The sequence below is a fragment of the Haloferax sp. Atlit-48N genome (genome assembly GCF_003383015.2).
Lineage (GTDB): Archaea > Halobacteriota > Halobacteria > Halobacteriales > Haloferacaceae > Haloferax > Haloferax volcanii.
Genome location: NZ_CP137689.1, coordinates 1,555,613 through 1,577,905 on the forward strand (window position 1 = coordinate 1,555,613; position 22,293 = coordinate 1,577,905).

At 67.3% G+C, this 22,293-nt stretch carries 16 protein-coding genes and 1 tRNA gene; 6 read left to right on the top strand and 11 right to left on the bottom strand.

Going from position 1 to position 22,293, the window contains the following annotated elements:
* Nucleotides 1–11 precede the first annotated feature (11 nt).
* On the bottom strand, nt 12–956 hold the full coding sequence (locus DEQ67_RS08440) for a mechanosensitive ion channel family protein (protein WP_115802680.1): 945 nt from the start codon (nt 954–956) through the stop codon (nt 12–14).
* Nucleotides 957–1,022: 66 nt separating this feature from the next.
* Nucleotides 1,023–2,513 (bottom strand): 4-alpha-glucanotransferase, encoded by a 1,491-nt coding sequence (malQ, locus tag DEQ67_RS08445; RefSeq protein ID WP_115859762.1) that lies wholly within the window; start codon nt 2,511–2,513, stop codon nt 1,023–1,025.
* A gap of 207 nt (nt 2,514–2,720) precedes the next feature.
* Here malQ and thrS point away from each other — a divergent pair, with 207 nt between their 5' ends.
* A complete protein-coding gene (gene thrS / locus DEQ67_RS08450) occupies nt 2,721–4,652 on the top strand; it encodes a threonine--tRNA ligase (protein WP_115802682.1) in 1,932 nt (643 codons plus the stop codon).
* 15 nt (nt 4,653–4,667) lie between these two features.
* Here thrS and DEQ67_RS08455 read toward each other — a convergent pair whose 3' ends face one another.
* On the bottom strand, nt 4,668–6,125 hold the full coding sequence (locus DEQ67_RS08455; RefSeq protein WP_115859760.1) for an alpha/beta hydrolase family protein: 1,458 nt from the start codon (nt 6,123–6,125) through the stop codon (nt 4,668–4,670).
* 123 nt (nt 6,126–6,248) lie between these two features.
* Nucleotides 6,249–7,556: an MFS transporter gene (locus DEQ67_RS08460; protein WP_115859758.1), complete on the bottom strand. Its 1,308-nt coding sequence runs from the start codon at nt 7,554–7,556 to the stop codon at nt 6,249–6,251.
* Nucleotides 7,557–7,676: 120 nt separating this feature from the next.
* On the opposite strand from DEQ67_RS08460, the gene DEQ67_RS08465 reads away from it, so the two are divergent.
* A complete protein-coding gene (locus DEQ67_RS08465; RefSeq protein ID WP_115859757.1) occupies nt 7,677–7,928 on the top strand; it encodes a hypothetical protein in 252 nt (83 codons plus the stop codon).
* Here the strand turns inward: DEQ67_RS08465 and DEQ67_RS08470 are convergent, their stop codons facing one another.
* Nucleotides 7,929–8,159, bottom strand: coding sequence for a hypothetical protein (locus DEQ67_RS08470; RefSeq protein WP_115802684.1), 231 nt, complete (start codon nt 8,157–8,159; stop codon nt 7,929–7,931).
* A gap of 256 nt (nt 8,160–8,415) precedes the next feature.
* A tRNA-Lys gene (locus DEQ67_RS08475) sits at nt 8,416–8,489 on the bottom strand.
* 132 nt (nt 8,490–8,621) lie between these two features.
* Between DEQ67_RS08475 and DEQ67_RS08480 the strand changes: the two genes are divergently transcribed.
* Complete coding sequence (locus tag DEQ67_RS08480) at nt 8,622–10,079, top strand: DHH family phosphoesterase (RefSeq protein ID WP_004041579.1); 1,458 nt, start codon at nt 8,622–8,624, stop codon at nt 10,077–10,079.
* A 4-nt stretch (nt 10,080–10,083) separates the two neighbouring features.
* Here the strand turns inward: DEQ67_RS08480 and DEQ67_RS08485 are convergent, their stop codons facing one another.
* The 5 genes from DEQ67_RS08485 to DEQ67_RS08505 all read right to left on the bottom strand — a co-directional run bounded on the left by DEQ67_RS08485 (nt 10,084) and on the right by DEQ67_RS08505 (nt 15,951).
* Nucleotides 10,084–10,377 carry a PRC-barrel domain-containing protein gene (locus tag DEQ67_RS08485; protein ID WP_004041580.1) on the bottom strand — a complete coding sequence of 98 codons (294 nt, stop codon included), beginning with the start codon at nt 10,375–10,377 and terminating at the stop codon, nt 10,084–10,086.
* 183 nt (nt 10,378–10,560) lie between these two features.
* On the bottom strand, nt 10,561–12,762 hold the full coding sequence (locus tag DEQ67_RS08490) for an LUD domain-containing protein (protein WP_115802685.1): 2,202 nt from the start codon (nt 12,760–12,762) through the stop codon (nt 10,561–10,563).
* Nucleotides 12,755–13,258 (bottom strand): LutC/YkgG family protein, encoded by a 504-nt coding sequence (locus DEQ67_RS08495; protein ID WP_115802686.1) that lies wholly within the window; start codon nt 13,256–13,258, stop codon nt 12,755–12,757. The genes DEQ67_RS08490 and DEQ67_RS08495 overlap by 8 nt, the downstream gene beginning before the upstream one ends.
* Before the next feature lie 78 nt (nt 13,259–13,336).
* Complete coding sequence (locus DEQ67_RS08500) at nt 13,337–15,181, bottom strand: Nramp family divalent metal transporter (RefSeq protein WP_115802687.1); 1,845 nt, start codon at nt 15,179–15,181, stop codon at nt 13,337–13,339.
* A 122-nt stretch (nt 15,182–15,303) separates the two neighbouring features.
* Nucleotides 15,304–15,951, bottom strand: a complete 648-nt coding sequence (locus DEQ67_RS08505) for a helix-turn-helix domain-containing protein (RefSeq protein ID WP_115802688.1) — start codon at nt 15,949–15,951, stop codon at nt 15,304–15,306.
* 372 nt (nt 15,952–16,323) lie between these two features.
* Here DEQ67_RS08505 and DEQ67_RS08510 point away from each other — a divergent pair, with 372 nt between their 5' ends.
* The 3 genes from DEQ67_RS08510 to DEQ67_RS08520 all read left to right on the top strand — a co-directional run bounded on the left by DEQ67_RS08510 (nt 16,324) and on the right by DEQ67_RS08520 (nt 22,284).
* Nucleotides 16,324–18,036: an L-lactate permease gene (locus tag DEQ67_RS08510; protein ID WP_115802689.1), complete on the top strand. Its 1,713-nt coding sequence runs from the start codon at nt 16,324–16,326 to the stop codon at nt 18,034–18,036.
* Nucleotides 18,037–18,255: 219 nt separating this feature from the next.
* On the top strand, nt 18,256–21,336 hold the full coding sequence (locus DEQ67_RS08515) for an FAD-binding and (Fe-S)-binding domain-containing protein (protein ID WP_115891226.1): 3,081 nt from the start codon (nt 18,256–18,258) through the stop codon (nt 21,334–21,336).
* Between the two features lie 159 nt (nt 21,337–21,495).
* A complete protein-coding gene (locus DEQ67_RS08520; RefSeq protein WP_004041587.1) occupies nt 21,496–22,284 on the top strand; it encodes a CBS domain-containing protein in 789 nt (262 codons plus the stop codon).
* Nucleotides 22,285–22,293: the final 9 nt, after the last annotated feature.

The following is a 22,293-nucleotide window of genomic DNA, read 5'->3' on the forward strand; positions in this document are numbered from 1 at the left end:
CCGCGTCGCGCTCAGCGGTTGCGACTCACCGGGAAGCTGACGCGGTCCGGGTGGTCACCCAGTCGGTCGAGGATGCGCTCGTACAGCCGGTTTTTGACGCGCTGGGCGCGGGTCGGCGGGACGAGCACGCGGAGTCGGAAGACGACCCACGACTCCTCCTGTGCGACGTTGACGGTCGGGCCGTCGGCCACATCGAGGTCCAGCGGCGACTCGCGGAGCCTGTCTCGGTAGCGTTTCATCGCGGCGTCCATGTCGTCGCCGAGCTCCTCGTCGGCCACGTCCAAGAGGAGTCGGCGGACGAACGGGAGGTCCGTCTCGTAGGACACCTGCACGGGTATCTCGGTCCAGACGCGGTCGAACAGCGCGCCGTAGTTGACGACCTCGGAGGAGAGGACCAGCGAGTTCGGGACGGTGACGGTCCGGCCGGTCGGCTGGTTCGACGCGAGGGGGCCGCCGGTCTCCCAGAGCGTCGTGACGAGGAAGTCGATTTCGGCCACGTCGCCGGAGACCGAGCCGATGTTGACGCGGTCACCGACCGCGTAGGGGCGGCTCACGAGGATGTAAAACCAGCCGATGAAGGAGAGAATCGGCTGTTGGAGCGCGAAGGTGACGGCGAAGCCGATGACGCCGAAGGAGACCAACACGCCGAGCCACTGGTCCGTGAACGCCCCGAGGACGCCGACGAGCGCGATTCCGCCGACCCCGAGTCGCAGGACGTTCCGCACGTCGTGGGCGCGGCGGCGGTCCGCGATGCGCGCGACGAGGAACGCGGTGAGAAAGCGGTAGACGCCGTAGGCGACGAGCGCGACCGCGGCGGCCGACAGCCCGGTCGAGAGAAACAGGTCGGCGTTGGGTACGTCGAACTCCGAAAGCGGGGTCGTCGCGCGGACGAGCGCCGAGAGGACCGCGGCGAGAAGCCCGGCGGCGAACGCGCCGAGGCCGAGGCGGCGAGACATACCGTTGCCGTCGGGTGGACGATTGAAAAAGGTGCAGTCGAACCGAGGCGAGAGTCGCCGGCCGCTTCAGTTGCGGATGTGGAGGTCCGTGAGGCTCGCGAGGCGGTCAGCGACGCCGTCGTCGAGGCCTTCGCGGGTGACGCGCCACTCCCAGTTACCGGTCTGCGTGCCGGGGGTGTTGAACCGGGCGTCGGAGCCGAGCCCGAGGAGGTCCTGCGTGGTTGTGAACGCGAGGACGGACGCGGAGTTCCAGACGGCGTCGATGATAGACCAGTGAATCTCCGAGCCGTCCGCGCCGATGTTGTAGTGAAGGCAGTCGCGGGTGCGGTCGTCGAGGTCGCGGTAGTAGCCGACGAACGTGTCGGTGTCGTGGGTCGAGGTGTAGGCGACGGAGCTCTCCGGGTAGTGCATCGGCTGGTACATGTCGCCCTCGCGGCACCAGTCGGCGTACTGCGGGACGCGCATGCCGGGGAAGGCGAACCGGTCGCGGAGGTCGACGAGCGAGGCGTCGAGGAAGCCGAGGTCCTCGACGATGAACGGGAGGTCGCCCAGTTCGCGCTCGACCGTCTCGAAGAAGTCGTGGCCGGGCGCGTCGCGCCACTCGCCGTCGCCGGGGTCGTCGGAGTCGGCGTCGATGGCCCAGAACTCGTCGAAGCCTTTGAAGTGGTCGATGCGGGTCACGTCGACGAGGTCGAACAGCCGGCGGAGGCGGTCGAGCCACCAGCCGTAGCCGTCCTCGCGGAGCGTCTCCCAGTCGTACAGCGGGTTGCCCCAGCGCTGGCCGGCGTCGTCCGGGTTCGGCGGGACGCCGGCGACGACGGCGGGTTCGTTCGACTCGGTGAGGTCGAACGCCTCGGGGGCGGCCCACACGTCGGCGCTGTCGAGCGCGACGTAGATGGGGAGGTCGCCGACGAGGGTGATGCCCTTCTCGTCGGCGTAGTCGGCGAGGGCGCGCCACTGCTCGTCGAAGCAGAACTGGACGAACTCGCGGTAGCGAATCTCGTCGGCGTACTCGGCGCGGGCGTCGGCGAGCGCGTCGGGGTCGCGGGTCTTCAACTCGGTCGGCCAGTCTATCCACGCCCGCCGGAACTCGTCTTTCAGGGCGGCGAACAGCGCGTAGTCGTCGAGCCAGCCGGCCTCGCGCTCGCGGAAGGCGTCGAGGGCCGCGCGGGCGTCCTCGGTGGCCTCGGCCTCGAAGCGGTCGAAGGCGGCGCGGAGCCGCGAGCGCTTGTACTCGCCGACGCGCTCGTAGTCGACCGCGTGAGGGTCGAAGTCGGGGACGGGTTCGAGGTCGGCGTCGGTGAGCCACCCGCGGTCCGCGAGGTCGGTGAGGTCGATGAGAAGCGGATTGCCGGCGAACGAGGAGGTCGACTGGTACGGCGAGTTCGCCATGGCGGGTTCGGTCGGCCCGAGGGGGCAGAACTGCCACATCGACTGTTCGGCGTCGGCAAGGAAGTCCACGAAAGCGCGCGCGCCGTCGCCGAGGTCGCCGATGCCGTGGGGCCCCGGGACCGAGGTGACGTGCATGAACACCCCGCTCTGTCGAGAAAGTCGCATACCCACAGGGTCCGCGGGCGACCCAATTGGTACTTTGGGTCGAAACGGCGAGCCGACGACGAGGGCGCGACCGCGGGGGCGGGAACCGAGTCAGGCCGCCGACGCCGCCACAGTTGTGCTAGCAAATCGCACGAAACCGGCCGCGAGCGGGCGTCGCTCGCGCTCGTCTCAACAACACTTATTCTCCCCCGTCCGTTCCGTGCGCGTATGAGTGATATCGCTGTCATCCTCCCCGACGGGACGGAACTCTCCGTCGAGGAGGGTGCGACGGTGCGAGACGCCGCGTTCGCAATCGGCCCCGGCCTCGGCAAGGACACCGTCGCCGGCGTCGTCGATGGCGAACTCGTGGACAAGGAGACGCCGCTCCACGACGGCGCGGACCTCGTCATCGTCACCGACCAGTCCGACGAGTATCTGGACGTGCTCCGCCACTCGGCGGCCCACGTCTTCGCGCAGGCCCTCCAGCGGCTCCACCCCGAGGCCAAGCTAACCATCGGCCCGTGGACGGACGACGGCTTCTACTACGACGTGACGAGCGTCGACCTCGAACAGGAGGACCTCGAAGCCATCGAAGACGAGATGCGCGACATCATCGAGGAGGACCTCGACATCGAGCGCGTCCTCGTCGACCGCGAGGAGGCCCTGGAGAAGTACGCCGACAACCCCTACAAGCGCGACATCCTCGAAGAGGAGGCCGCCGGCGACGACGAGCTCTCGTTCTACCAGCAGGGCGAGTTCGAGGACCTCTGTAAGGGTCCGCACGTCGAATCGACGGGCGAAATCGGCGCGGTCAAGCTCCTCAACATCTCCGCGGCCTACTGGCGCGGCGACGAGGACAACGACACGCTGACGCGGGTGTACGGCACGGCGTTCGAGTCCGAGTCCGACCTCGAAGAGTTCCTCGAGATGCGCGAGGAGGCCAAGGAGCGCGACCACCGGAAGCTCGGCCAGGAGCTGAACCTGTTCGCCATCGACGAGACGACGGGGCCGGGTCTGCCGCTGTACCAGCCCAACGGCAAGCGCATCCTCGACGAGCTCGCGGACTACGCGAAACAGCTCAACCTCGACGCGGGCTACGACCCCGTCGAGACACCCCACCTGTTCCGGACGGAGCTGTGGAAGAAGTCGGGCCACTACGAGAACTACGTCGACGACATGTTCCTCCTCGACGTGAACGACGAGGAGTACGGCCTGAAGCCGATGAACTGCCCCGGTCACGCGACCATCTTCGACCAGCAGTCGTGGTCGTACCGCGACCTGCCGGTGCGCTACTTCGAGGACGGGAAGGTCTACCGGAAGGAACAGCGCGGCGAGCTGTCGGGCCTCTCGCGGGTCTGGTCCTTTACCATCGACGACGGTCACCTGTTCGTCCGCCCCGACCAGATCGAGGACGAAATCAACCTCATCATCGACAACATCCTGACGGTGTTCGACACGTTCGGGCTGGACGCCGAAGTCGCGCTCGCCACGCGTCCCGAGAAGTCCGTCGGCAGCGACGAAATCTGGGAGCAGGCCGAGACGCAACTGCGCGCGGTCCTCGACGACAGCGGCATCGACTACGGCATCGAGGCCGGCGACGGCGCGTTCTACGGGCCGAAAATCGACTTCGCGTTCAAGGACGCCCTCGGTCGCAAGTGGGACGGTCCGACGGTCCAACTCGACTTCAACATGCCCGACCGCTTCGACCTCACCTACACGGGCGAGGACAACGAGGACCACCAGCCGGTGATGATTCACCGCGCGCTCTACGGCAGTTACGAGCGCTTCTTCATGGTCCTCATCGAGCACTTCAACGGCAAGTTCCCGTTCTGGCTCGCGCCCGAGCAGGTCCGCATCCTGCCCATCTCGGACGACCAGATTGGGTACGCGAAGAAGCTCCAGTACGAACTCAACGACTTCCGCGTCGACATCGAGGACCGCTCGTGGACGCTCGGCCGGAAGATTCGCGAGGCCCAGACCGACCGCGTCCCGTACATGGTCATCGTCGGCGGCGACGAGGAAGAAGACGGAACCATCTCCGTCCGCGACCGCAAGGAACGCGAGGCCAAGGACGTGAGCGTCGAGGCGTTCCGCGACCACCTCCGGAGCGAATACGACGAAAAGCGCACGGAACCCGACTTCCTCGCCGACGAGGAGTGAGGTCCGGCAGTCGGCTCAGGCGGTAACTGATTCTCTGTTTCGGCGGTCCCGCGCCGCCGCGTCCAACTCTCGCCGGACCGTCGTTCGGAACGATTCGTCCCTGATGAGGTGTGCGAGCACGCCGAAATGTCCGCAGTCCCACTCGCGGCGGTTCGGCCGCGGGACGCCCCACTCGTCGAGGAGCGCGCGGGCCGTCGAGGCGGGAGCCATCTCGTCGCGACTGCCGACGAACGAGAAGACGCGTTCGGGCGCGAGACACGGCGTTTTGGGTGGATTCAACAGCGGCGCGAACTCGTGGAGCGCCGCGCCGGTCCAGCCGGCCGCGTCGAGCGCGTCGTCGATGTCGAGCAGTTTCGTGAGGCCGCCCGCGAGGAGCGTCTGGTCGATTGCGCCGGGCATTCCCACGGGGAACAGCAGGTCGGGGCGCATCGACTCGGGCCAGTCGCCGCACCGGCCGCCGACGTGGAGCGCGACGGTCCCGCCGAGGCTGACGCCGCCGACGCCGACAGCCGGCGCGCCCTCGGTCCGCGCCCAGTCGATGAGGACGGCGGTCTCCAGCGCGGCCGCCGAGTAGAGCGTGAACAGGCCGACTGGCGCGCGGGCGATGTAGGGCTCGCCGCTGTATCGACCGAGTAGCTCGCGGCGGCCGTGCCACGGCGCGTCGGGGAGGATGACCCGGTAGCCCTCCGGGGCGAGCGCGCGGGCGACAGACTCCTCTTCGGGCCAGTAGGTGAGTTGGTCGTCGAACATCCCCCAGCCGGAGTGGAAGACGAGCGTCGGCAGGTCGACGTCGCCGTCTGTGTTGGCGTCGATGTCGACGGGTTCGTACACCCGCGCGGTCGCCCGGTCGCTGAGGTGCGGCGAGGGCGACCGGAAGCGAAGCAGGTACTCGACGGTTCCCGGCCCGCGGACGGTCGCGGAGCGCTCGACGCGAGGGAACTCCTCGGCCGCGCTGGACTCGACGAAGCCGTAGAGCCGCTCGGGTTCAGCGAGTTCGTGGTGCCAGCGGGTCCGCGCGTCCTCGGGCGGGGGTGTCTCGAACTTCACCGGCGGTACGAGGTGTTCCTTCGAGAGGAAGCCGAAGATGTCGGTCGGTTTGGCCCGCCGTTCCGACACCTCGCGGCGCTCTCGCTCGACGGCGACGCGCTCGTCGGGCGTCGACTCGCCGTCGCCCCAGAAGACGCGCTCCCAGCGGTCCATCGTCTCGTCGTACGCGCCGCGGAGGCGGGCGTACCGCGCGAGGGCGCGTTCGATTCGGTCGTGGAGGTGCGGCGCGGGCGGCGCGCCGACCTCGCGGAGGAACGCTTCCGGGCCCTCCGAGAGCGCCACGTCGGCCGCGGCGCGAGCGCGGACGACGCCGAACTCGCGGGGGAGCGAGCGGGTCTTGAACGCCTCGAACGGGCGCGAGGTCAACAGTCGGCCGGCGGGCGAAGTGAGCAACCGGTGTACCGCCGGGGTTTCGAGGTGGTCCATACCGTGTGATACGAGTGACACGATAATGACCCTAGGCCCGCCTATTGGGGAGTGGGAACGGGCGGGGAGAAGTCCGGCCGGGACAGAATAAATCAGATACCACGATACAAAACGCACGAAGTCCTACCACGCCGTGAGCGCGTCGGTCCCGTGGGACCACGTCAGGGCCGCGAGGAAGGCGAGGACGCCGGTGATGGCCGTCGCGCCGCCGACGAAGAACACCCACTCCATGCCGACTTCGGCCATGAGGTAGCCGCCGAGGAGGGGCGCGACGACGCTGCCGGGTCGCCAGAGGAGTTCGCGGATACCGAAGCTACTGGCGACGCCCGCGCCGCCGGAGCCCTCGTCGGCGAACAGCGCCATGCTGGCCGGTTCGCGGAGGCTGTCGGCGACGCCGAGCAGACCCGCGAGGCCGACGAGCGGGAGGAACGCGGGCGAGAGCGGGCCGAGGACGGGGAACGCCGCGGGGAGCGCGAGCGCCTCGCCGACCGCGGGCGAGAAGGGGACGGCGAGCGCGATGAGGCCGTAGAGGCCGCCGCCGACGAAGACGAACCGCGCGCGGCCGTAGCCGTCGGAGATGCGGCCGGTGTAGGGCTGGCAGAGCATGTTGGTGAACTTCTCGGCGACGACGGTCGCGGCGACGGCGATGCCGCCGTAGGCGAGACCGCCGGAGGCCGCCGACACGCCGGCGTAGATGGGAACCCACGTCCGAACGAGGGTGACGGCGACGGCGTACTGGACGCGGAACGTCGCCATCGTCAGGATGCGCTCGTTGAGCGCGAGGTCCGTGAACGGAAAGCCGCGAATGCGGGTCTCGTCCGGCGGGAGAAACACCCAGATGGCGACGACGGCGGTGGTCAGGAGAATCGTGATGACGATGAAGATGGGCGTGAAGCCGAACAGGTCGTAGAGGGTACCGGCGCTGACGCTGCCGAGGATGGAGGCCGCGAAGCGGGCGGCGTTCGCCTTCCCGATGTGGTTCGCGCGCGTTCCCTCGCGGGCGAGTTCGCCGACGAGCGCGAGCGACATCAGCCCCGCGCCGGTGACGGCGACGCCCTGTGCGGCCCGCGCGAGGATAAACGAGAGATTGGAGTCGACGAGCGGGAACGCGGCGTAGACGACCGCGCCGAGGCCGACCGTCCCCGCGAGCACGAGGCGTTTGTCGTAGCGGTCGCCGGCCCACGACAAGGGCACGACGGCGACGGTCTGGGCGAGCGTGAAGCCGGTGGTGAACATCCCGATGACGAAGCCACGAGAGAGGGAGAACCCGCCGAGCGCGAGCCCGCCGAGCGCGAGTTCGGGGACGGCGACCGCACCCGGGTCGAGTTCGTTGATGTACTTCGGGAGGAGGGTGACGAGCGTGATGAAGCCGAACCCCCCGGCGAACCGAGTGAGATACAACGTCCAGAATCTGAGACGGGTGCGGTCCATGGGCTGTGTGCGGCCAACCGGCGAAAAGAAGTTCCGGAACCGGCCGTCGCCGCGGACGGCCTAAAGCCCCCGCGAATAACGGCGGTGAGCTTTATCATTCACGACGAGAGATATGTTACCATGGAGCTGGTGGGTGGAAAGACGGCGGCGAGAGGTGCGGAGACGCGCCTCGTCCGCGTCGAGCGGGAGATGAACGACCACGGCGCGATGACCGTTCGGGTGGTCGAAACCGGAGAACTGCGAACCGTGGTGGCGTGTGCGAGTTCGGGCCTGCGGGAGCGACTCGCCTCGGCGACGACCGAGTCGGAGTTCCCGCTTCGACTCGCGCCGTCGCCGGGCCGCGGGAACTCGTGGGTCGCGCTCGGGCGGTAGTCAGGAGTCGAACAGCAGTTTCGCACCGACCGCGAGACCGCCGAAGAGCGCCACGAGCACCGCGCCCGCGACGACATCGGCCCCGAACAACACCCCGAGGTCCGGGGTGAGCGCGGCGACGAACCGGTCGGCGTCGAAGCGGTCCCCGATGCCCATGGCCAGGCCGAAGACGATGGCGACGAGAAGCGTGATGAAGACGAGGACCAGTTCGGTCCTGTCGCTCTGGTTCATAGTCGGTAGCGTTCGGAGCGGGGCATAAAACACCCGAGGGTGTAAGCGAGTCGGCTATCCGATACGAACGGTCGAAGCGGCGTCTCGACTGCCGAAGTTGGTCTGGAAGGAAGGTAGTGGGCCGGACGCGATTTGAACCCCACTCGCTCCGCTCACTTCGTTCGCTTCGCTCCCTAGTTCAAATCGCACGGTCTACGAGAGCACTCAGTGAGACATCAGCCGCTCTCTGGAGGCTGTGGTTCCATCGGAAAGGTAGTGGGCCGGACGCGATTTGAACACGCGACCGTCTGATTAAGAGTCAGACGCTCTGCCTAACTGAGCTACCGGCCCTTGCAATCTCTCGTAGCTGCCGGTAGGTAAAATGACTTTCCTTTCTGCACGACGACGGCAGGGACGCACACGCAAGAAACAACGAACAAACGGTGGGTGTTAAGTGTCGGCCGACCGGAGTAGCGGGCAACGATGAGTGCAGGGGTCAGCATTTCCTCGATGTCTACGTACGCGATACTCGGCTGCGGGAGCGTCGGGCACGCGGTCGCCGAGGAACTGACAGACGAGGGAAAAGACGTCCTCATCCTCGACAAGGACGAAAGCCGCGTCGAAGCCCTGCGCGACCAGGATTTGAACGCGCAGACCACGGACATCGCCGACCCGGAGCTCGCCGACGCCGTCGTCGGACGCGACGTGATTCTCATCCTCTCGTCGGACGTCGAGGCCAACAAGGCCGCCGTCTCGACCATCCGCGACCGCGACGAAGACCAGTTCATCGTCGTCCGCGCTTCGGACCCCGTCTCCGAGGACGAACTGACGAAGCTCGGTGCCGACGTGGTCATCAACCCCTCCGAGGTCATCGCGGACTCCGCGCTCCGAAGCGTCGAGTCCGGCGAACTCGAATACAAGGCCCGCCAACTGGCCGATATCCTGCGCGACACCGACCACGGGATGGCAATCCTCACCCACGACAACCCCGACCCCGACTCGCTCGCCTCGGCGGTCGCCCTCCAAGCCATCGCCCGCGAGTACGACGTCGAGGCCGACATCCTCTACTCGGGCGATATGGGCCATCAGGAGAACCGGGCGTTCGTGAACATCCTCGGCATCGAACTCACCCCGCGGAGTGACTCGAAGCCGCTCCAAGAGTACGGCGCGGTCGCGCTCGTCGACCACATGAAGTCGGGAATGCCCGACCTCGGCGACGCCGACATCACGGTCTTTATCGACCACTTCGAACCCGACGACGGCATCGACGCCCGCTTTACCGACGTGCGACCGAACGTCTCGTCGACCTCGACGATTCTGACGAAGTACATCCAGGAGTTCGACCTCAGCCCGTCGCAGGCGGTCGCCACGGCGCTCCTCTACGGGATTCGCGCCGAGACGCTCGACTTCAAGCGCGACACGACGCCCGCCGACCTGACCGCGGCGGCGTATCTCTACCCCTTCGCTGACCACGATACCCTGGAGAAAGTGGAGTCGCCGTCGATGTCGCCGGAGACGCTGGACGTGCTCGCCGAGGCCATCCAGAACCGCGACGTACAGGGCTCGCATCTCGTCTCGAACGCGGGGTTCATCCGCGACCGCGACGCGCTGACGCAGGCGGCCCAGCACCTCCTCAATCTGGAGGGCATCACCACGACGGCGGTGTTCGGCATCGCCGACGACACCATCTACCTCGCGGCGCGGTCGAAGGACATCCGCATGAACATCGGGAAGATTCTGAGCGACGCCTTCACCGGCATCGGTGAGGCCGGCGGCCACTCCACGCAGGGGTCGGTCGAGATTCCGCTCGGCATCTTCACGGGCATCGAGTCCAACGACGACAACCGCGACACGCTCTTGCAGCTCACCGAAGAGGCGGTGAAGCGCAAGCTCTTCCGTGCGATGGGCGTCGAGGGCAGCGAGAGCGGAAACGGGAGTTAGAACGTCAGGCGACCAGCGACTCTTCGTCTTCTTCTGGGTTCTTCAGGCGTTCGATGACGTCGTTGATGAGGATGACGTCGCCGACGGCGCGGACCCACCGATACGGGATGAGAACGCCCTTCCCGGGTTCGATCTGGTTACGGAACAGTTCGTCGTTCAGCGCCGTCAGCGCGAGGCCGGTGACCGTCTCGTGGTCCAAGTCGAGGCGGACGTCTTCGACCTCGCCGACGAACACACCGTTGTTCGAGTAGACCTCTCGGCCTACGAGCGTCGTAATCTCTTCGGGCGTCCCGTCCATATCCGCCAACATGGGATGCCGGGTCTTAATTGTTCGTAGCCCGCGAGTCGGGGCGCAGACGCGCGGCAGACGGGCGTCCGACGCCGGCGAGAAATCACCGGACGAAGACGTGTTGGTCGGTTGAGAAGACGGGGGAAAGGGCGTCGCGGCCGACGGCCGAGACCGGGGTCGAGACGGGGCGCGTTACCGCCGCGGCGCGACCAGTTGAATCGGGTGTTGCGTCGGTCGGCTGAGGAGCGAATCGAGCTGTTCGAGACAGGAGGTGCCGCTGGCGACCACGGTGCGGTCTCTGTTCTCGTCGGTCTGGAACTGTCCCCGTAGCTCGGAGCCGACATCGACGCTGAGTTCGTAGTACTCGGATTTGTAGCCGAACGAGCCGGCCATGCCGCAGCACTCCACGTCGGAGGTGGCGACGTCGTAGCCGAGGTCCGAGAGGACGGCCTCGGTGTGGCCTTCGAGGCCGAGCGTGCGCTGCTGGCAGTGGCTGTGGTAGGCGATTTCCTCGCCCGCGCCCGCCGACAGCGCGTCGGCGTCAGCGCCGTTGTCCAGCAGGCCGAAGACGTACTCCATGACCTCGTAGCTGGCCTCGGAGATGCGCTCGAAGGACTTCTCGGGGAGGAACTTCTCGTACTCGCTTTGGAACATCGCCAGGTCAGAGGGCTCGATGACGACGATGTCGCGGCCGTCGTCGATGTGCTCCGCGAGGCCGGCGTACACGTCGTGAGCGTGGTCCTCCGCGGTCGCAATCATGCCCTGCGAGAGCGGCGCGCGGCCCGACGAGCGAACGTCGGGGACGACGACGTCGACGCCGAGGGCTTCGAGGGCGCGGACGGCGGCCTTCCCGCGTTCGACCTGCACGTGATTCGTGTACACGTCGGGGTAGAGCACGGCGGTGCGGACCGGGTCGTCGACACGCGAGGTGCGGCTCTCGAACCAGTCTTTCAGCGTCTCGCGCTGGAATTCGGGGAGTTCGCGGCGGGCGTCGATGCCGAGGAACCGCTCCATGAGGTCCCGAGAGACGCCGAGGCCGGCGGCCCAGTTGGAGACCGGGGCGAAGAAGCTCCCGACCTTCGCGGCCGTCTCGAAGTTGCCGAAGAAGCGCTTCTGGAGGCTGACGCCGCCGGGCTCCTCGTCGGGGGTGAGCCCCTCGACGAGCCAGTCGAGTTCGGACACCTCGCCGCGGTTGACCCGGTCGCGGACGACCGTGTTAATCCACGGAATATCGATTTCGACCGGACAGGCGGTGGTGCACCGGCTACAACCGGTACAGAGGTCGTTGAACTCGGCGGCGCTGTCGAGGCCCTCGACGCCGGCCTCCCAGCCGGTGCCGATGCCGCCGGAGTAGGTCTCGCCGCCGAAGGCGTGGCCGCCGACGTGCTGGAAGTTGGCGCAGACGTTGGAACACGCCGAACACCGGATGCAGTAGAGCGTCTCGCGGAGTTGGTCGTCCTCGCGCATGTCGAACCGCCCGTTGTCGATGAGGACGAGGTGGAAGTCGCGGTCCGTCTCGGTCTCCGAAAGCGGCGTGTCGGGGGCGTCGAAATCGACGGTTGGCGACTCGACCGGCGGCGTCAGAAGCGAGATGTAGGAGGTGATGTCCTGACCCGTCCCCGACTTGCCGATGAGTTCGACGAAGGGCCGGAGGTCCTCGACGGTCGGGATGACCTTCTCGACGCCGGCGACCGCGACGTGCGTGTCGGGGACGACGGCCGTCTTCCGGGCGTTGCCCTCGGAGGTGACGAGCGCCATCGTGCCGGTGTCGGCGGTGATGAAGTTCGCGCCGGTCATCCCCACGTCCGCGCCCTCGATGAGGTCGCCGAGCTGTTCGCGGGCGAACATGGTGAGTTCCTCCGCGGTTTCGAGGGGCTCGTCGGGCTCGAACGTCTCGTTGAACAGGTCGGCGATGGCCTCCCGCGACTTGTGGATGGCGGGCGCGACGATGTGCGACGGCGACTCGTCTGCGACCTGCAAGACCCACTCGCCGAGGTCGGTCTCGACCACGTCGATGTCGGCGGCTTCGAGGTCCTCGTTGACCTCGATTTCCTCGGATGTCATCGACTTCGACTTGACGACGCGTTCGGCCTCCTTGTCCTCGCAGACCTCGCGGACGTACCGATTCGCGTCGGCCGCGTCGTCGGCGATGTAGAGCGTGCCGCCGTTGGATTCGACCGTCTCGCGCAGTTGGTCGATGAGTTCGGGGAGGCGTTCGATGGCGTCTTCCTTGATGGCCCGCGCTTCGGACTTCAGCCCCTCGTAGTCGTCGAGCGACCGGACCGACTCGTAGCGGCCCTCGTTGAACCCGCGGGTGCTCGTGCCGACGGCGTCGCCCTCGGTCTCCATCAGCTGTCGAATCTTCGCCGCCTTGGCCTCGCGCGCCTTACTCATCGAGAATCACCACGTGGACGTCCTTCGGGCCGTGCGCTCCTTTCACCAGCGCGCCCATGTCGGCGGTGGCGCTGGGACCGGTGGCGATGATGGCCGAGGAGTGGCCCGTGCGGAACTCCTCGCCCAGCCAGTCGAACGCCTCGGGCATTCCGGGGACGATGTCCGACCGCCGGAGAACGGCGATGTGGAGGTCGCCGAACAGGCTCACGGGTTCGATGCCGTCGGGCGTGCCCTGCACGACGACGCTCCCGTAGTCCGCGATGCCCAGACCGGCCGCCGTGACGCCCGCGTTCGCCTCCCGGAGGTCCGCGGGGGTCGGGTCGGTGTTCACCCAGTCGGGGAGGTCGACGCCGTCGTACGGGAGTTCCACGCCGACGGCCGGCTCCGGACAGCGTTCTTCGAGTACGTCCGCCAGCCCGTCGGGCGACGCGTGTGTCCAGCCTACTTCGAGTCGTTCGAGCGAGTCCTCGAACGTCGCAACCGTGCCGGTTGACATACGTTGAGCTAGCGCGTTCTACATAATCGTTCTTCGGGTTCGAGCACCACGCTGTCGGTTAATTATGAAGGATAGGAGTCAGGAGAACCGGCCGACCGCCTCGTCCGCGTCGGCGACCGTGCCGGCCGCCTCGCGCTTTCCGGCGGCGGACTTCGCCACCGCGTAGGCCTGCACGGCGAAGTAGCCCGCCCAGAGGAGGTAGCCGCCGGTCCCGCTCCCGATGACCGTCGGGACCGTTCGGAACGTCGCGACCCCGAGGCCGTTGAGCCACGTCCCGATGAGGAGGACGCTGAAGTAGCCGTAGAAGCCCGTCGCCCACCACATGCCGACGACGCGCGCCCAGCCGGGCTGGACGTGTTCGGGGAGCCGCGTCGTGTTCATCACGAGGACGAGCGCGGTGTAGGGCCACATCATCACACCGGACATCGCGGCCCCGACGACGAGGAAGAAAAACGGCTCTTGGCCCTCGAACGGCGAGCTAAACAGGAGGATGATGACGACGCCCCAGACGCAGAAAGCGGTGAGGAGCCGCCAGAACAGTTTCGGGAGGTCCCAGCCGGCCTCGCGGCCGTAGGACTCGTAGAGGGCGTCGGCGCTGTTGCGGACGAACGACTCGACGATGGCGTACTCGGTGGTAAACAGCGCGACGAAGAGGACGGCGAAGACGAGAAACGAGCCGACCGGGCCTAAAAGCGGGACGACGTCGCCGAGCCACATCTGGATGGCGTTGGCGGTCGACCCCGAGGCGTAGCGCATGGCGACGCTCATCAGCGCGGGGGCGACGAGGAGCAGGCCGAACGCGAACGTGAGCAGGTGTTCGAGTTGAACGACGCGCCACCAGCCGCGCCAGCGGCGGAGGTTCGTTAGCGTCGGGCGGAACGCGAAGCCGTCGCGCTCGATGGGTTCGGGGTCGTCGCCGCGGAGCGGGTTCTTCACGCGCCCCTGATAGTTGCCCATGCCGTAGCCCTTCTCCCGCATCCAGAGGCTCTGGGAGAGGTTCAGATAGCCGCCCGCGCCGGCGAAGGCGAGGCCGCCGAGGAAGACCGCGATGTCCAGCCCCTCGGGGAGCGTTCCGACCGACCCCGCGGCCGCGGGGAGGTCAGCGAACTCGACCCACGAGCCGGTAACGGCGACGAGGAGCAGGGCCGCGCCGATGGCGACGAACAGGAGGCCGATTTGGAACACCTCGACGGCGTTGTACATGACCGACGACACCTGGTACGAGAGCCAGATGACGCCCATGAGGGCGGCGGCGACGAGTTTCCACGTCGCGAGCGACGCGCCGAACAGCGCCACCGTCCCGTCGAGTCCGAGCGCCGTCGTGGCGACCTGCGCCGCGCCGGCGGCCCACCCGGGCCAGCCGAGGCTGATGAGCCCGCCGACGAGGAACGCCCACGGCCAGTACGACCCCACGCGTGCGAACGCGCGGAAGATGCTCTCGCCGGTGGCGAGCGTCCAGCGCTGAAGCTCCGTGTTGATGAGGAACTGCGTGAAGACGCCGACGACGAACGCCCAGAACACCGCCCAACCGTACTGCGCGGTCAACACCGGCCAAAAGAGCGTCTCGCCGCTCCCGAGCGACGCCCCGAGCATGATGGCCGAGGGGCCGACGACGTGGCCGACCCGCGGGACGCGCGGGAGGTCAGCGAGGCGGAACGACCCGCCTTCGCCCGATTCGGGGTAGTCGTCCGAGTCGTCGGACTCCTCCAACTCCTCGTAGCGAAGCGGGAGATACCACGTCCCGCGGTACTGTTTTCCCTCGACTTCGGAGGCGTAGACGTCGTCGCCGCCGGCGACGCTCGGCTCCGTCGAGGGCGCGGACGCCGAGGGGTGCGTGTTAGACTCGTCCGAGTCGTCCGAGTCGTCGAGCGCGTCCGACCGCGCGGACCCGTCGGCGTCGGAACCGGGGCGACCGTCGCTCACGAGACGAGACCCCCCGGAACGACACTATCGGACGGCGAATCGCTTGACATCGATGCGTTTGCCGGAATTGTGGCCCGATGGTGTATAAATTCGTAGGGTGGCTGTCGCGTTCGAAAACCGGACTACCCGCCGAGGAAGTGCCAGATGTGGCCGCGCTCTTCCGGCGGGTCGACGCCGGGCAGTTGCTTGAGCGCCGGCTGAATCGCGTTCCACCAGCCCTCGGCGGACTCGAAGCCGGCGGGGTAGTCGTGGTACACGTCCCGCAGGAAATCCGCCTTCTTCGCCTCCGGGTGGTCGGTGAGGTACTGGTACGCCGCCGACAGCGCCTCGCGGCGAGCGTCGAGCATCGGGCCGCTCCCCGGCAGGTCGGCGCGCTCGATGGCCGACGAGACGGCGGGCGGGTGGTCGAGGTCGTCAGAACCGTCGGCCTCCACCTCGTCCGTGGCCGCGGTTTCGGCGGTCGAAGCCGAGTCAGTCGAGTCGGCGGCCCGCCCCGCAGTCGGCTCCCCGCGGGCGGGCATCGGAATCCAGAACACCCGGCTCCGAGCGCCGACTTTCCGGGTCGCGAGGTCGCCGCGTGCTTCGAGTTCGTTCAGTTTGTTGTGCGCGGTACGCCGCGAGCAGTCGAGCGCCTCCATCACGTCGGTGGCGGTCAGGGGGCGAGCGGCGTCGTCGCGCGCCTCGAACACCTCCAAGACGGCGTCCAGCGAGATGCGTCCCACGTACTGTCCGTGCTCGTTCCGAGAGCGCGCGCGAGACTCATCGCCCATGAGAATCCCTTTTCACACGACTGCATAAGCCTTTACACACGAGTGAATTACCAGTTCATTCGTGTGTTGTAACCGTGAAACACGTATGTAGTGGCTATTTCGAGAATCGGTTTCCCAAAATCGACTCCGAACGCGAACCGACAGGATAGACCATGTAGAACACGGATTCGGCGTTTAACCGCGTATTTGTCCGAATATCCACGAGTGTACCGGGTTGTGTACTCCGAGTAAGGCGGCCCCAACCGATATGCCATGAATAGCGACGAACGATAGATATATATCACAAAAGTTGTGTAGCGGATGCCACGATGCACCGCATCAGGCACGAATCTGGAACGGCACAGGCTGGAACGAACTGCGGAGGTGTGCGGCATGGTTAGCGCGACGAACGCGCTCATCGCACTGCTCCCGCTCATCACCATCGCCTATCTGATGGTCGGGCGGTACTGGCCCGCGACGCGGGCGATGCCCGTCGCGTGGGTCGTCGCAATCGGAGCCGGCGTCCTCGGCTGGGGCATGACGCCGCAGTGGATTATCGCCTCGACCATCAACGGCTTCATCACCGCCTCGAACATCCTGTACATCGTCTTCGGCGCGATTCTGCTCCTGTACACGCTCAAGCAGACGGGCGCGTTCGACGCCATCAACAACGGCTTCGCCTCCATCAGCGAGGACCGCCGCGTACAGGTCGTCCTGCTCGTGTTCCTCATGGGCTCGTTCATCGAGGCGGCCGCCGGCTTCGGCACGCCCGCGGCAATCGTCGGCCCGCTTCTCGTGGGCCTCGGCTTCCCGCCGCTCGCGGCCGTCGTCGTCGCGCTGACGGGGAACCTCATGGCCATCACCTTCGGCGCGGTCGGCACGCCCCTCATCATCGGGATGATAGACATCTTCGACGACGTGCCGGTCATCACGAACGCGCTCGACGCGCAGGGCATGGGCGTCGAACAGTGGGTCTCCGAAATCGCCGTCTTCGCGGCGATGAACCACGTCGTCGTCGGCGTCGTGCTCCCCTTCATCGGCGTCGCCATGATGACGCGCTTCTTCGGCGAGGAGCGCTCCATCAAGCCGGCGCTCGAAGTGCTGCCCCTCACGCTGTTCGCGTGGGCGTCCTTCTCGGTGCCGTACTTCCTGACGGCCTACTTCCTCGGCCCGGTGTTCCCCGGCCTCGTCGGCGCGATGGTCGGACTGCTCCTCACCGTCTCCGCGCTCAAAGCCGGCTTCTTCCACCCCGACGAGGAGTGGGACTTCGCGCCGCAGACCGAGTGGCCAGACCACTGGGTCGGTGACATCCAACCCGGCGAGACGAGCCAGCGCGGCGGCGCGGTCGCCGCCGACGGCGGAGCCGTCCAGCAGATGTCGCTGTGGAAGGCGTGGACGCCGTACGTCCTCGTCGCGGCGCTCCTCGTCGTCACCCGCGTGTTCGACCCGCTGACGAGCTTCCTCACGTCGAATCTCGTCTTCGAGTACGCGGACATCTGGGGTACGGAGTTGGCCGGCGACTTCCAACTGCTCTACCTGCCCGGCGCGGTGTTCCTCGTGGTCCACGCCGTCACCATCGGCCTCCACGACATGGACGCGAGACAGGTCAAAGCGACGTGGGCGGAGACCGTCGAGAAAGTCACTCCGGCGGTCGTCGCGCTGTTGTTCGCGGTCGCGACCGTCCAAATCATGCTCCAGTCGGGGAACGCCACGGGCACCGACAGCATGCTCATCGTCCTCTCGGAGGGCATGGCCGGCATCGCGGGCGGCGTCTACCCGTTCTTCGCCGCCTTCGTGGGCGCGTTCGGCGCGTTCCTCGCGGGGTCGAACACCGTCTCCGACATCCTGTTCGGCACCTTCCAGTACGGCGTCGCCGACCAAATCGGCACGCCGAAGACCGTCATGCTGGGCGCGCAGGCGGTCGGCGGGGCCATCGGCAACCTCATCGCCGTCCACAACGTCGTCGCCGCGCTCGCGGTCGTCGGCCTCGTCGGCGAGGAGGGCCGCGTCATCCGCCTCGAACTCATCCCGCTTCTGTACTACGGGACCGCGACCGGCGTCCTCACGCTCCTGTTCAGCTACGTGCTGTTCCCGGGCGTGTTCTGACCGGTCGGCGCTTTCGACCCGGCCCGACCTGACTCGGTTCGGCTGAGCTACCTCGGTCCGAACCGACCAGACGTGACTCGGGCCGACTTGCCTCGGCCCGACTCGACTCGATTCGGGCCGCGAATCGACTCGAAAACCACCCGCGCGCGACCCGGAGCGACGCCCGTCACCGGGTGTCTTTATCCGTTCACGCAAACCGACATACGACAGAGCTAATCAATGGCATCCAACACGCACGAACCGGCCACCGACCCCGCGCTCGCTGGCGATTATGACTACGTCAGCGACGACGTCGAGCGGCCGGGGCTGGTCGAAGACCTCGAATCCCTCGTCGAGGGCGACGTGCGCTTCGACACCTACACGAGAACGCTGTACGCGACCGACGCGTCGGCCTACGAGCAAGTCCCCATCGGCGTCGTCATGCCGACCTCGACGGCCGACGTGGCGGCGGTGATGGAGTACTGCGCCGACCGCGAGATTCCCGTCCTCCCCCGCGGCGGCGGCACGAGCCTCGCCGGCCAGACCGTCAACGAGGCCGTCGTCCTCGACCTCGTCCGCCACATGGGCGGCGTCGAGGAAATCGACCCCGAAGCGCGGACGGCCACGGCCGAAGCGGGCGTCCGCCTCGGCGAACTCAACGAGGAGCTCGCCCCCCACGGCCTGAAGTTCGCGCCAGACCCGGCGTGGGGCGACCGCTCCGCACTCGGCGGCGCAATCGGCAACAACTCCACCGGCTCGCACTCGCTGAAGTACGGCAAGACCGACTACTACATCGAGGAGTTGGAACTCGTCCTCGCGGACGGCACGGTGACGACGTTCGGAGAAGTGAGCGTCGACGAACTCCGCGAGTCCGGCGACCCCGACGGCGACCTCGAAGCGCGCGTTTACGCCGAAGTCGCGCGGATACTCGACGAGGAGGCCGACGAGATTTCCGAGCGCTTCCCCGACCTGAAGCGCAACGTCTCGGGCTACAACCTCGACATGCTCGTCGACGAGATGCGCGGCGAGCGCCGCACGCCGGACGATACCGGCATCGACGAGGACTGGGAGGCCGGCCGCGTCAACCTCGGTCGGCTCATCGCCGGGAGCGAGGGCACCCTCGGCATCGTGACGAAGGCGACCGTCTCGCTGGAGGAGATTCCGAACACCGCGTCGGTGGCGCTTCTCACCTACGACGACGTCATCGACGCGATGCACGACGTCGCGCCCATCCTCGAACACGAACCCGCGGCCGTCGAGGTGATGGACGACGTGCTGCTCGACCTCGCTCGGGACACCGCCGAGTTCGCGGACGTGGTCGGGATGCTCCCCGAGGGGACGGACTCGACGCTCCTCGTGGAGTTCTACGCCGACTCCGACGAGGCGGGCAAACAGAAGGTGGCGAACCTCATCGAAGACCGCGTCATCGACCCCGACGGGACCGAGTTCACCCCCGACGAGGGCTCGGCCTCGGTGACCGAAACGGAACGCCGCGCGACCGACTTCATGGAGGCCCACGACGCCGACACCCGCGCGAAGTTCTGGAAGATGCGCAAGTCGGGGCTGCCGATTCTCCTCTCGCGGACGACCGACGAGAAGCACATCGCGTACATCGAGGACACTGCCATCCCCGCCGAGAACCTTCCGGCGTACGTCTCTGACTTCCAAGACATCCTCGACGAACACGACACCTTCGCGTCGTACTACGCCCACGCGGGGCCGGGCGTCCTGCACATCCGCCCGCTGGTCAACACGAAGACCGCCGAGGGCGTCGAGACGTTCGAGGCCATCGCCGACGAGGTGACGGACTTGGTCGTCAAGTACGGCGGCTCCGTCTCGGGCGAACACGGCGACGGCCGCGCGCGGACCCAGTGGAACCGCAAGCTGTACGGCGACCACCTCTGGAACGTCTTCCGCGACCTCAAGACCGCGTTCGACCCCGACTGGCTCCTGAATCCGGGGAACATCTGCGGCGACTACGACATGACCGAGAACCTCCGGTTTTCGCCCGACTACGAGTTCGACGCCGGCTTCGAACCGGCGCTGAACTGGGACAACGACAACGGGTTCGAGGGCATGGTCGAACTCTGCCACGGCTGTGCCGGCTGTCGCGGCCAGCAGTCCACGGTCGGCGGGGTCATGTGCCCGACGTTCCGCGCCGCCGAAGAGGAGATTCAGGCGACTCGCGGCCGCGCCAACATGCTCCGGCAGGCCATGAGCGGCGGGCTCCCGGAAGACGAGATGTTCACCGACGAGTTCGTCGACGAGGTGCTCGACCTCTGTGTCGGCTGTAAGGGCTGTTCGAAGGACTGCCCGAGCGAGGTCGACATGGCGAAGATGAAAGCCGAGGTCGTCCACGAGTACCACCAGCGCAACGGCTCCAGCCTCCGCGACAAACTGTTCGCCAACATCGACTCGCTTTCCAAACTCGGGTCGGCGTTCGCCCCGCTCGCCAACGCGGCGACGAAAGTTCCGGGCGCGCGGACGGTCATGGAGAAGACCGTCGGTATCGCCAAGGAGCGCTCGCTCCCGACGTTCCACTCGACGAGCTTCGTCGACTGGTTCGAGAGCCGCGGAGGAGCCGGCGTCCCGAAGGCCGAGGCCGACCGCAAGGCGCTGTTGTTCCCCGACACCTACACGAACTACAACCACCTCGAGGTCGGCAAGGCCGCCGTGGCGGTGCTGGAGGCCGCAAACGTCCACGTCCGGATTCCGGACGGCGTCGCCGGCTCCGGCCGGCCGCCGCACTCGAAGGGCTTTCTCGACAAGGCCCGCGCCGACGCCGAGCAGAACGTCGAGGCGCTCGCACCGTCCGTCGAAGAGGGCTGGGACATCGTCCTCTGTGAGCCCTCCGACGCGGTGATGTTCCAGTCGGACTACCTCGACCTGCTCTCCGGCGACGACGTGGAGGCCGTTTCGGCCAACGCCTACGGCGTCATGGAGTACGTCGACGCGTTCCGGCTGGACGAGTCGCTGTCGTTCCGCCCGCAGGACGACTCCCTGACGTACCACGGCCACTGCCACCAGAAGTCCACGAAGAAGGACCACCACGCGGTGGGCGTCCTCCGCCGCGCCGGCTTCGAGGTGGACCCGCTGGACTCGACGTGCTGCGGGATGTCCGGGTCGTTCGGCTACGAGGCCGAACACTACTCCATGTCGAAGGCCATCGGGGACATCCTCGAAGGCCAAGTGGCCGAGAGCCCCGGCGACGTGGTCGTCGCCCCCGGCGCGTCGTGTCGGACGCAACTCGAAGACATGGACGGCGCGACCGACGACCCGCCGCACCCCGTCGAGGTGCTCGCGCGCGCCATCGACGCGTAGGCGACGCGTAGGCGACGCTCCGACGGCGCGGCACTGCGGGCCCGACTCGGACGCGACGCGGGTCGCGGTCTTCCCTCGTTTTTCGCCGCAGATACGTTTAGGACGCTCGGCGGCCAACCGCGGAACGACCGAGATGCGAGGGAACCAGCCATGACACCGATGGAACTCGACGACGTGCGCGTCGACGCGTACATGACGACCGGCGTGGAGACGGTCGGGCCCGACGCGTGGGTCACGGACGTGGTCGACCGACTCAAAGCGGGACCGCAGTACGGCGGGCTCCCGGTCGTCGACGACGAAGACCACCTCCTCGGGTTCGTCGGCGCGATAGACCTCTTGGAAGTCCACGGCGACGTGCGTGTCGAGTCGGTGATGAGCCGCGACCTCGTGGTCGTCCGCCCGGAGATGACGGTGAAGAACGCCGCGCGCGTCATCTTCCGCACCGGCCACCAGTTCCTGCCCGTCGTCGACGACGACCGAGTGCTGCTCGGCCTGTTTTCGAACGGCGACGCGGTGCGGAGCCAAATCGAGCGGACGACGCCCTCGAAGGTCCAGAGCACCCGCGAGATGCTCGAACGGACCCACGACACGTCCATCGGCGTCGGCGAGCGGGAAGTCGAGGTCGGCTCGCTGATTCCGACCCAGCGGGAGGTGTACGGCGACGAGCTCGAAGGCCGGAAGTACGAACTCCAAAACGGGCTCGCGGAGCCGCTCATCGTCGTCTCTCACGGCTCCGAGACGCTGCTCGTCGACGGTCACCACCGGGCGATGGCCGCGAGGCGACTCGATATCGACCGGATGCTCGCGCACGTGCTCACGGTCTCGCCGGAGGACGTCGACGAGTTGGGCCTGCGCCGGATGGCTCGCGTCGGGGGCCTCCGGTCGCTCGCTGACGTGGAGGTCAACGACTACCTCCAACACCCGCTCATCGAGAAGACCGAACAGTAAGAAACGCCG

Bases quoted from the DNA above. Each gene is read 5' to 3' on its own strand.
- DEQ67_RS08440 (WP_115802680.1), bottom strand. From the start codon at position 956: ATGTCTCGCCGCCTCGGCCTCGGCGCGTTCGCCGCCGGGCTTCTCGCC.
- malQ (WP_115859762.1), bottom strand. From the start codon at position 2,513: ATGCGACTTTCTCGACAGAGCGGGGTGTTCATGCACGTCACCTCGGTC.
- thrS (WP_115802682.1), top strand. From the start codon at position 2,721: ATGAGTGATATCGCTGTCATCCTCCCCGACGGGACGGAACTCTCCGTC.
- DEQ67_RS08455 (WP_115859760.1), bottom strand. From the start codon at position 6,125: ATGGACCACCTCGAAACCCCGGCGGTACACCGGTTGCTCACTTCGCCC.
- DEQ67_RS08460 (WP_115859758.1), bottom strand. From the start codon at position 7,556: ATGGACCGCACCCGTCTCAGATTCTGGACGTTGTATCTCACTCGGTTC.
- DEQ67_RS08465 (WP_115859757.1), top strand. From the start codon at position 7,677: ATGGAGCTGGTGGGTGGAAAGACGGCGGCGAGAGGTGCGGAGACGCGC.
- DEQ67_RS08470 (WP_115802684.1), bottom strand. From the start codon at position 8,159: ATGAACCAGAGCGACAGGACCGAACTGGTCCTCGTCTTCATCACGCTT.
- DEQ67_RS08480 (WP_004041579.1), top strand. From the start codon at position 8,622: ATGAGTGCAGGGGTCAGCATTTCCTCGATGTCTACGTACGCGATACTC.
- DEQ67_RS08485 (WP_004041580.1), bottom strand. From the start codon at position 10,377: ATGGACGGGACGCCCGAAGAGATTACGACGCTCGTAGGCCGAGAGGTC.
- DEQ67_RS08490 (WP_115802685.1), bottom strand. From the start codon at position 12,762: ATGAGTAAGGCGCGCGAGGCCAAGGCGGCGAAGATTCGACAGCTGATG.
- DEQ67_RS08495 (WP_115802686.1), bottom strand. From the start codon at position 13,258: ATGTCAACCGGCACGGTTGCGACGTTCGAGGACTCGCTCGAACGACTC.
- DEQ67_RS08505 (WP_115802688.1), bottom strand. From the start codon at position 15,951: ATGGGCGATGAGTCTCGCGCGCGCTCTCGGAACGAGCACGGACAGTAC.
- DEQ67_RS08510 (WP_115802689.1), top strand. From the start codon at position 16,324: ATGGTTAGCGCGACGAACGCGCTCATCGCACTGCTCCCGCTCATCACC.
- DEQ67_RS08515 (WP_115891226.1), top strand. From the start codon at position 18,256: ATGGCATCCAACACGCACGAACCGGCCACCGACCCCGCGCTCGCTGGC.
- DEQ67_RS08520 (WP_004041587.1), top strand. From the start codon at position 21,496: ATGGAACTCGACGACGTGCGCGTCGACGCGTACATGACGACCGGCGTG.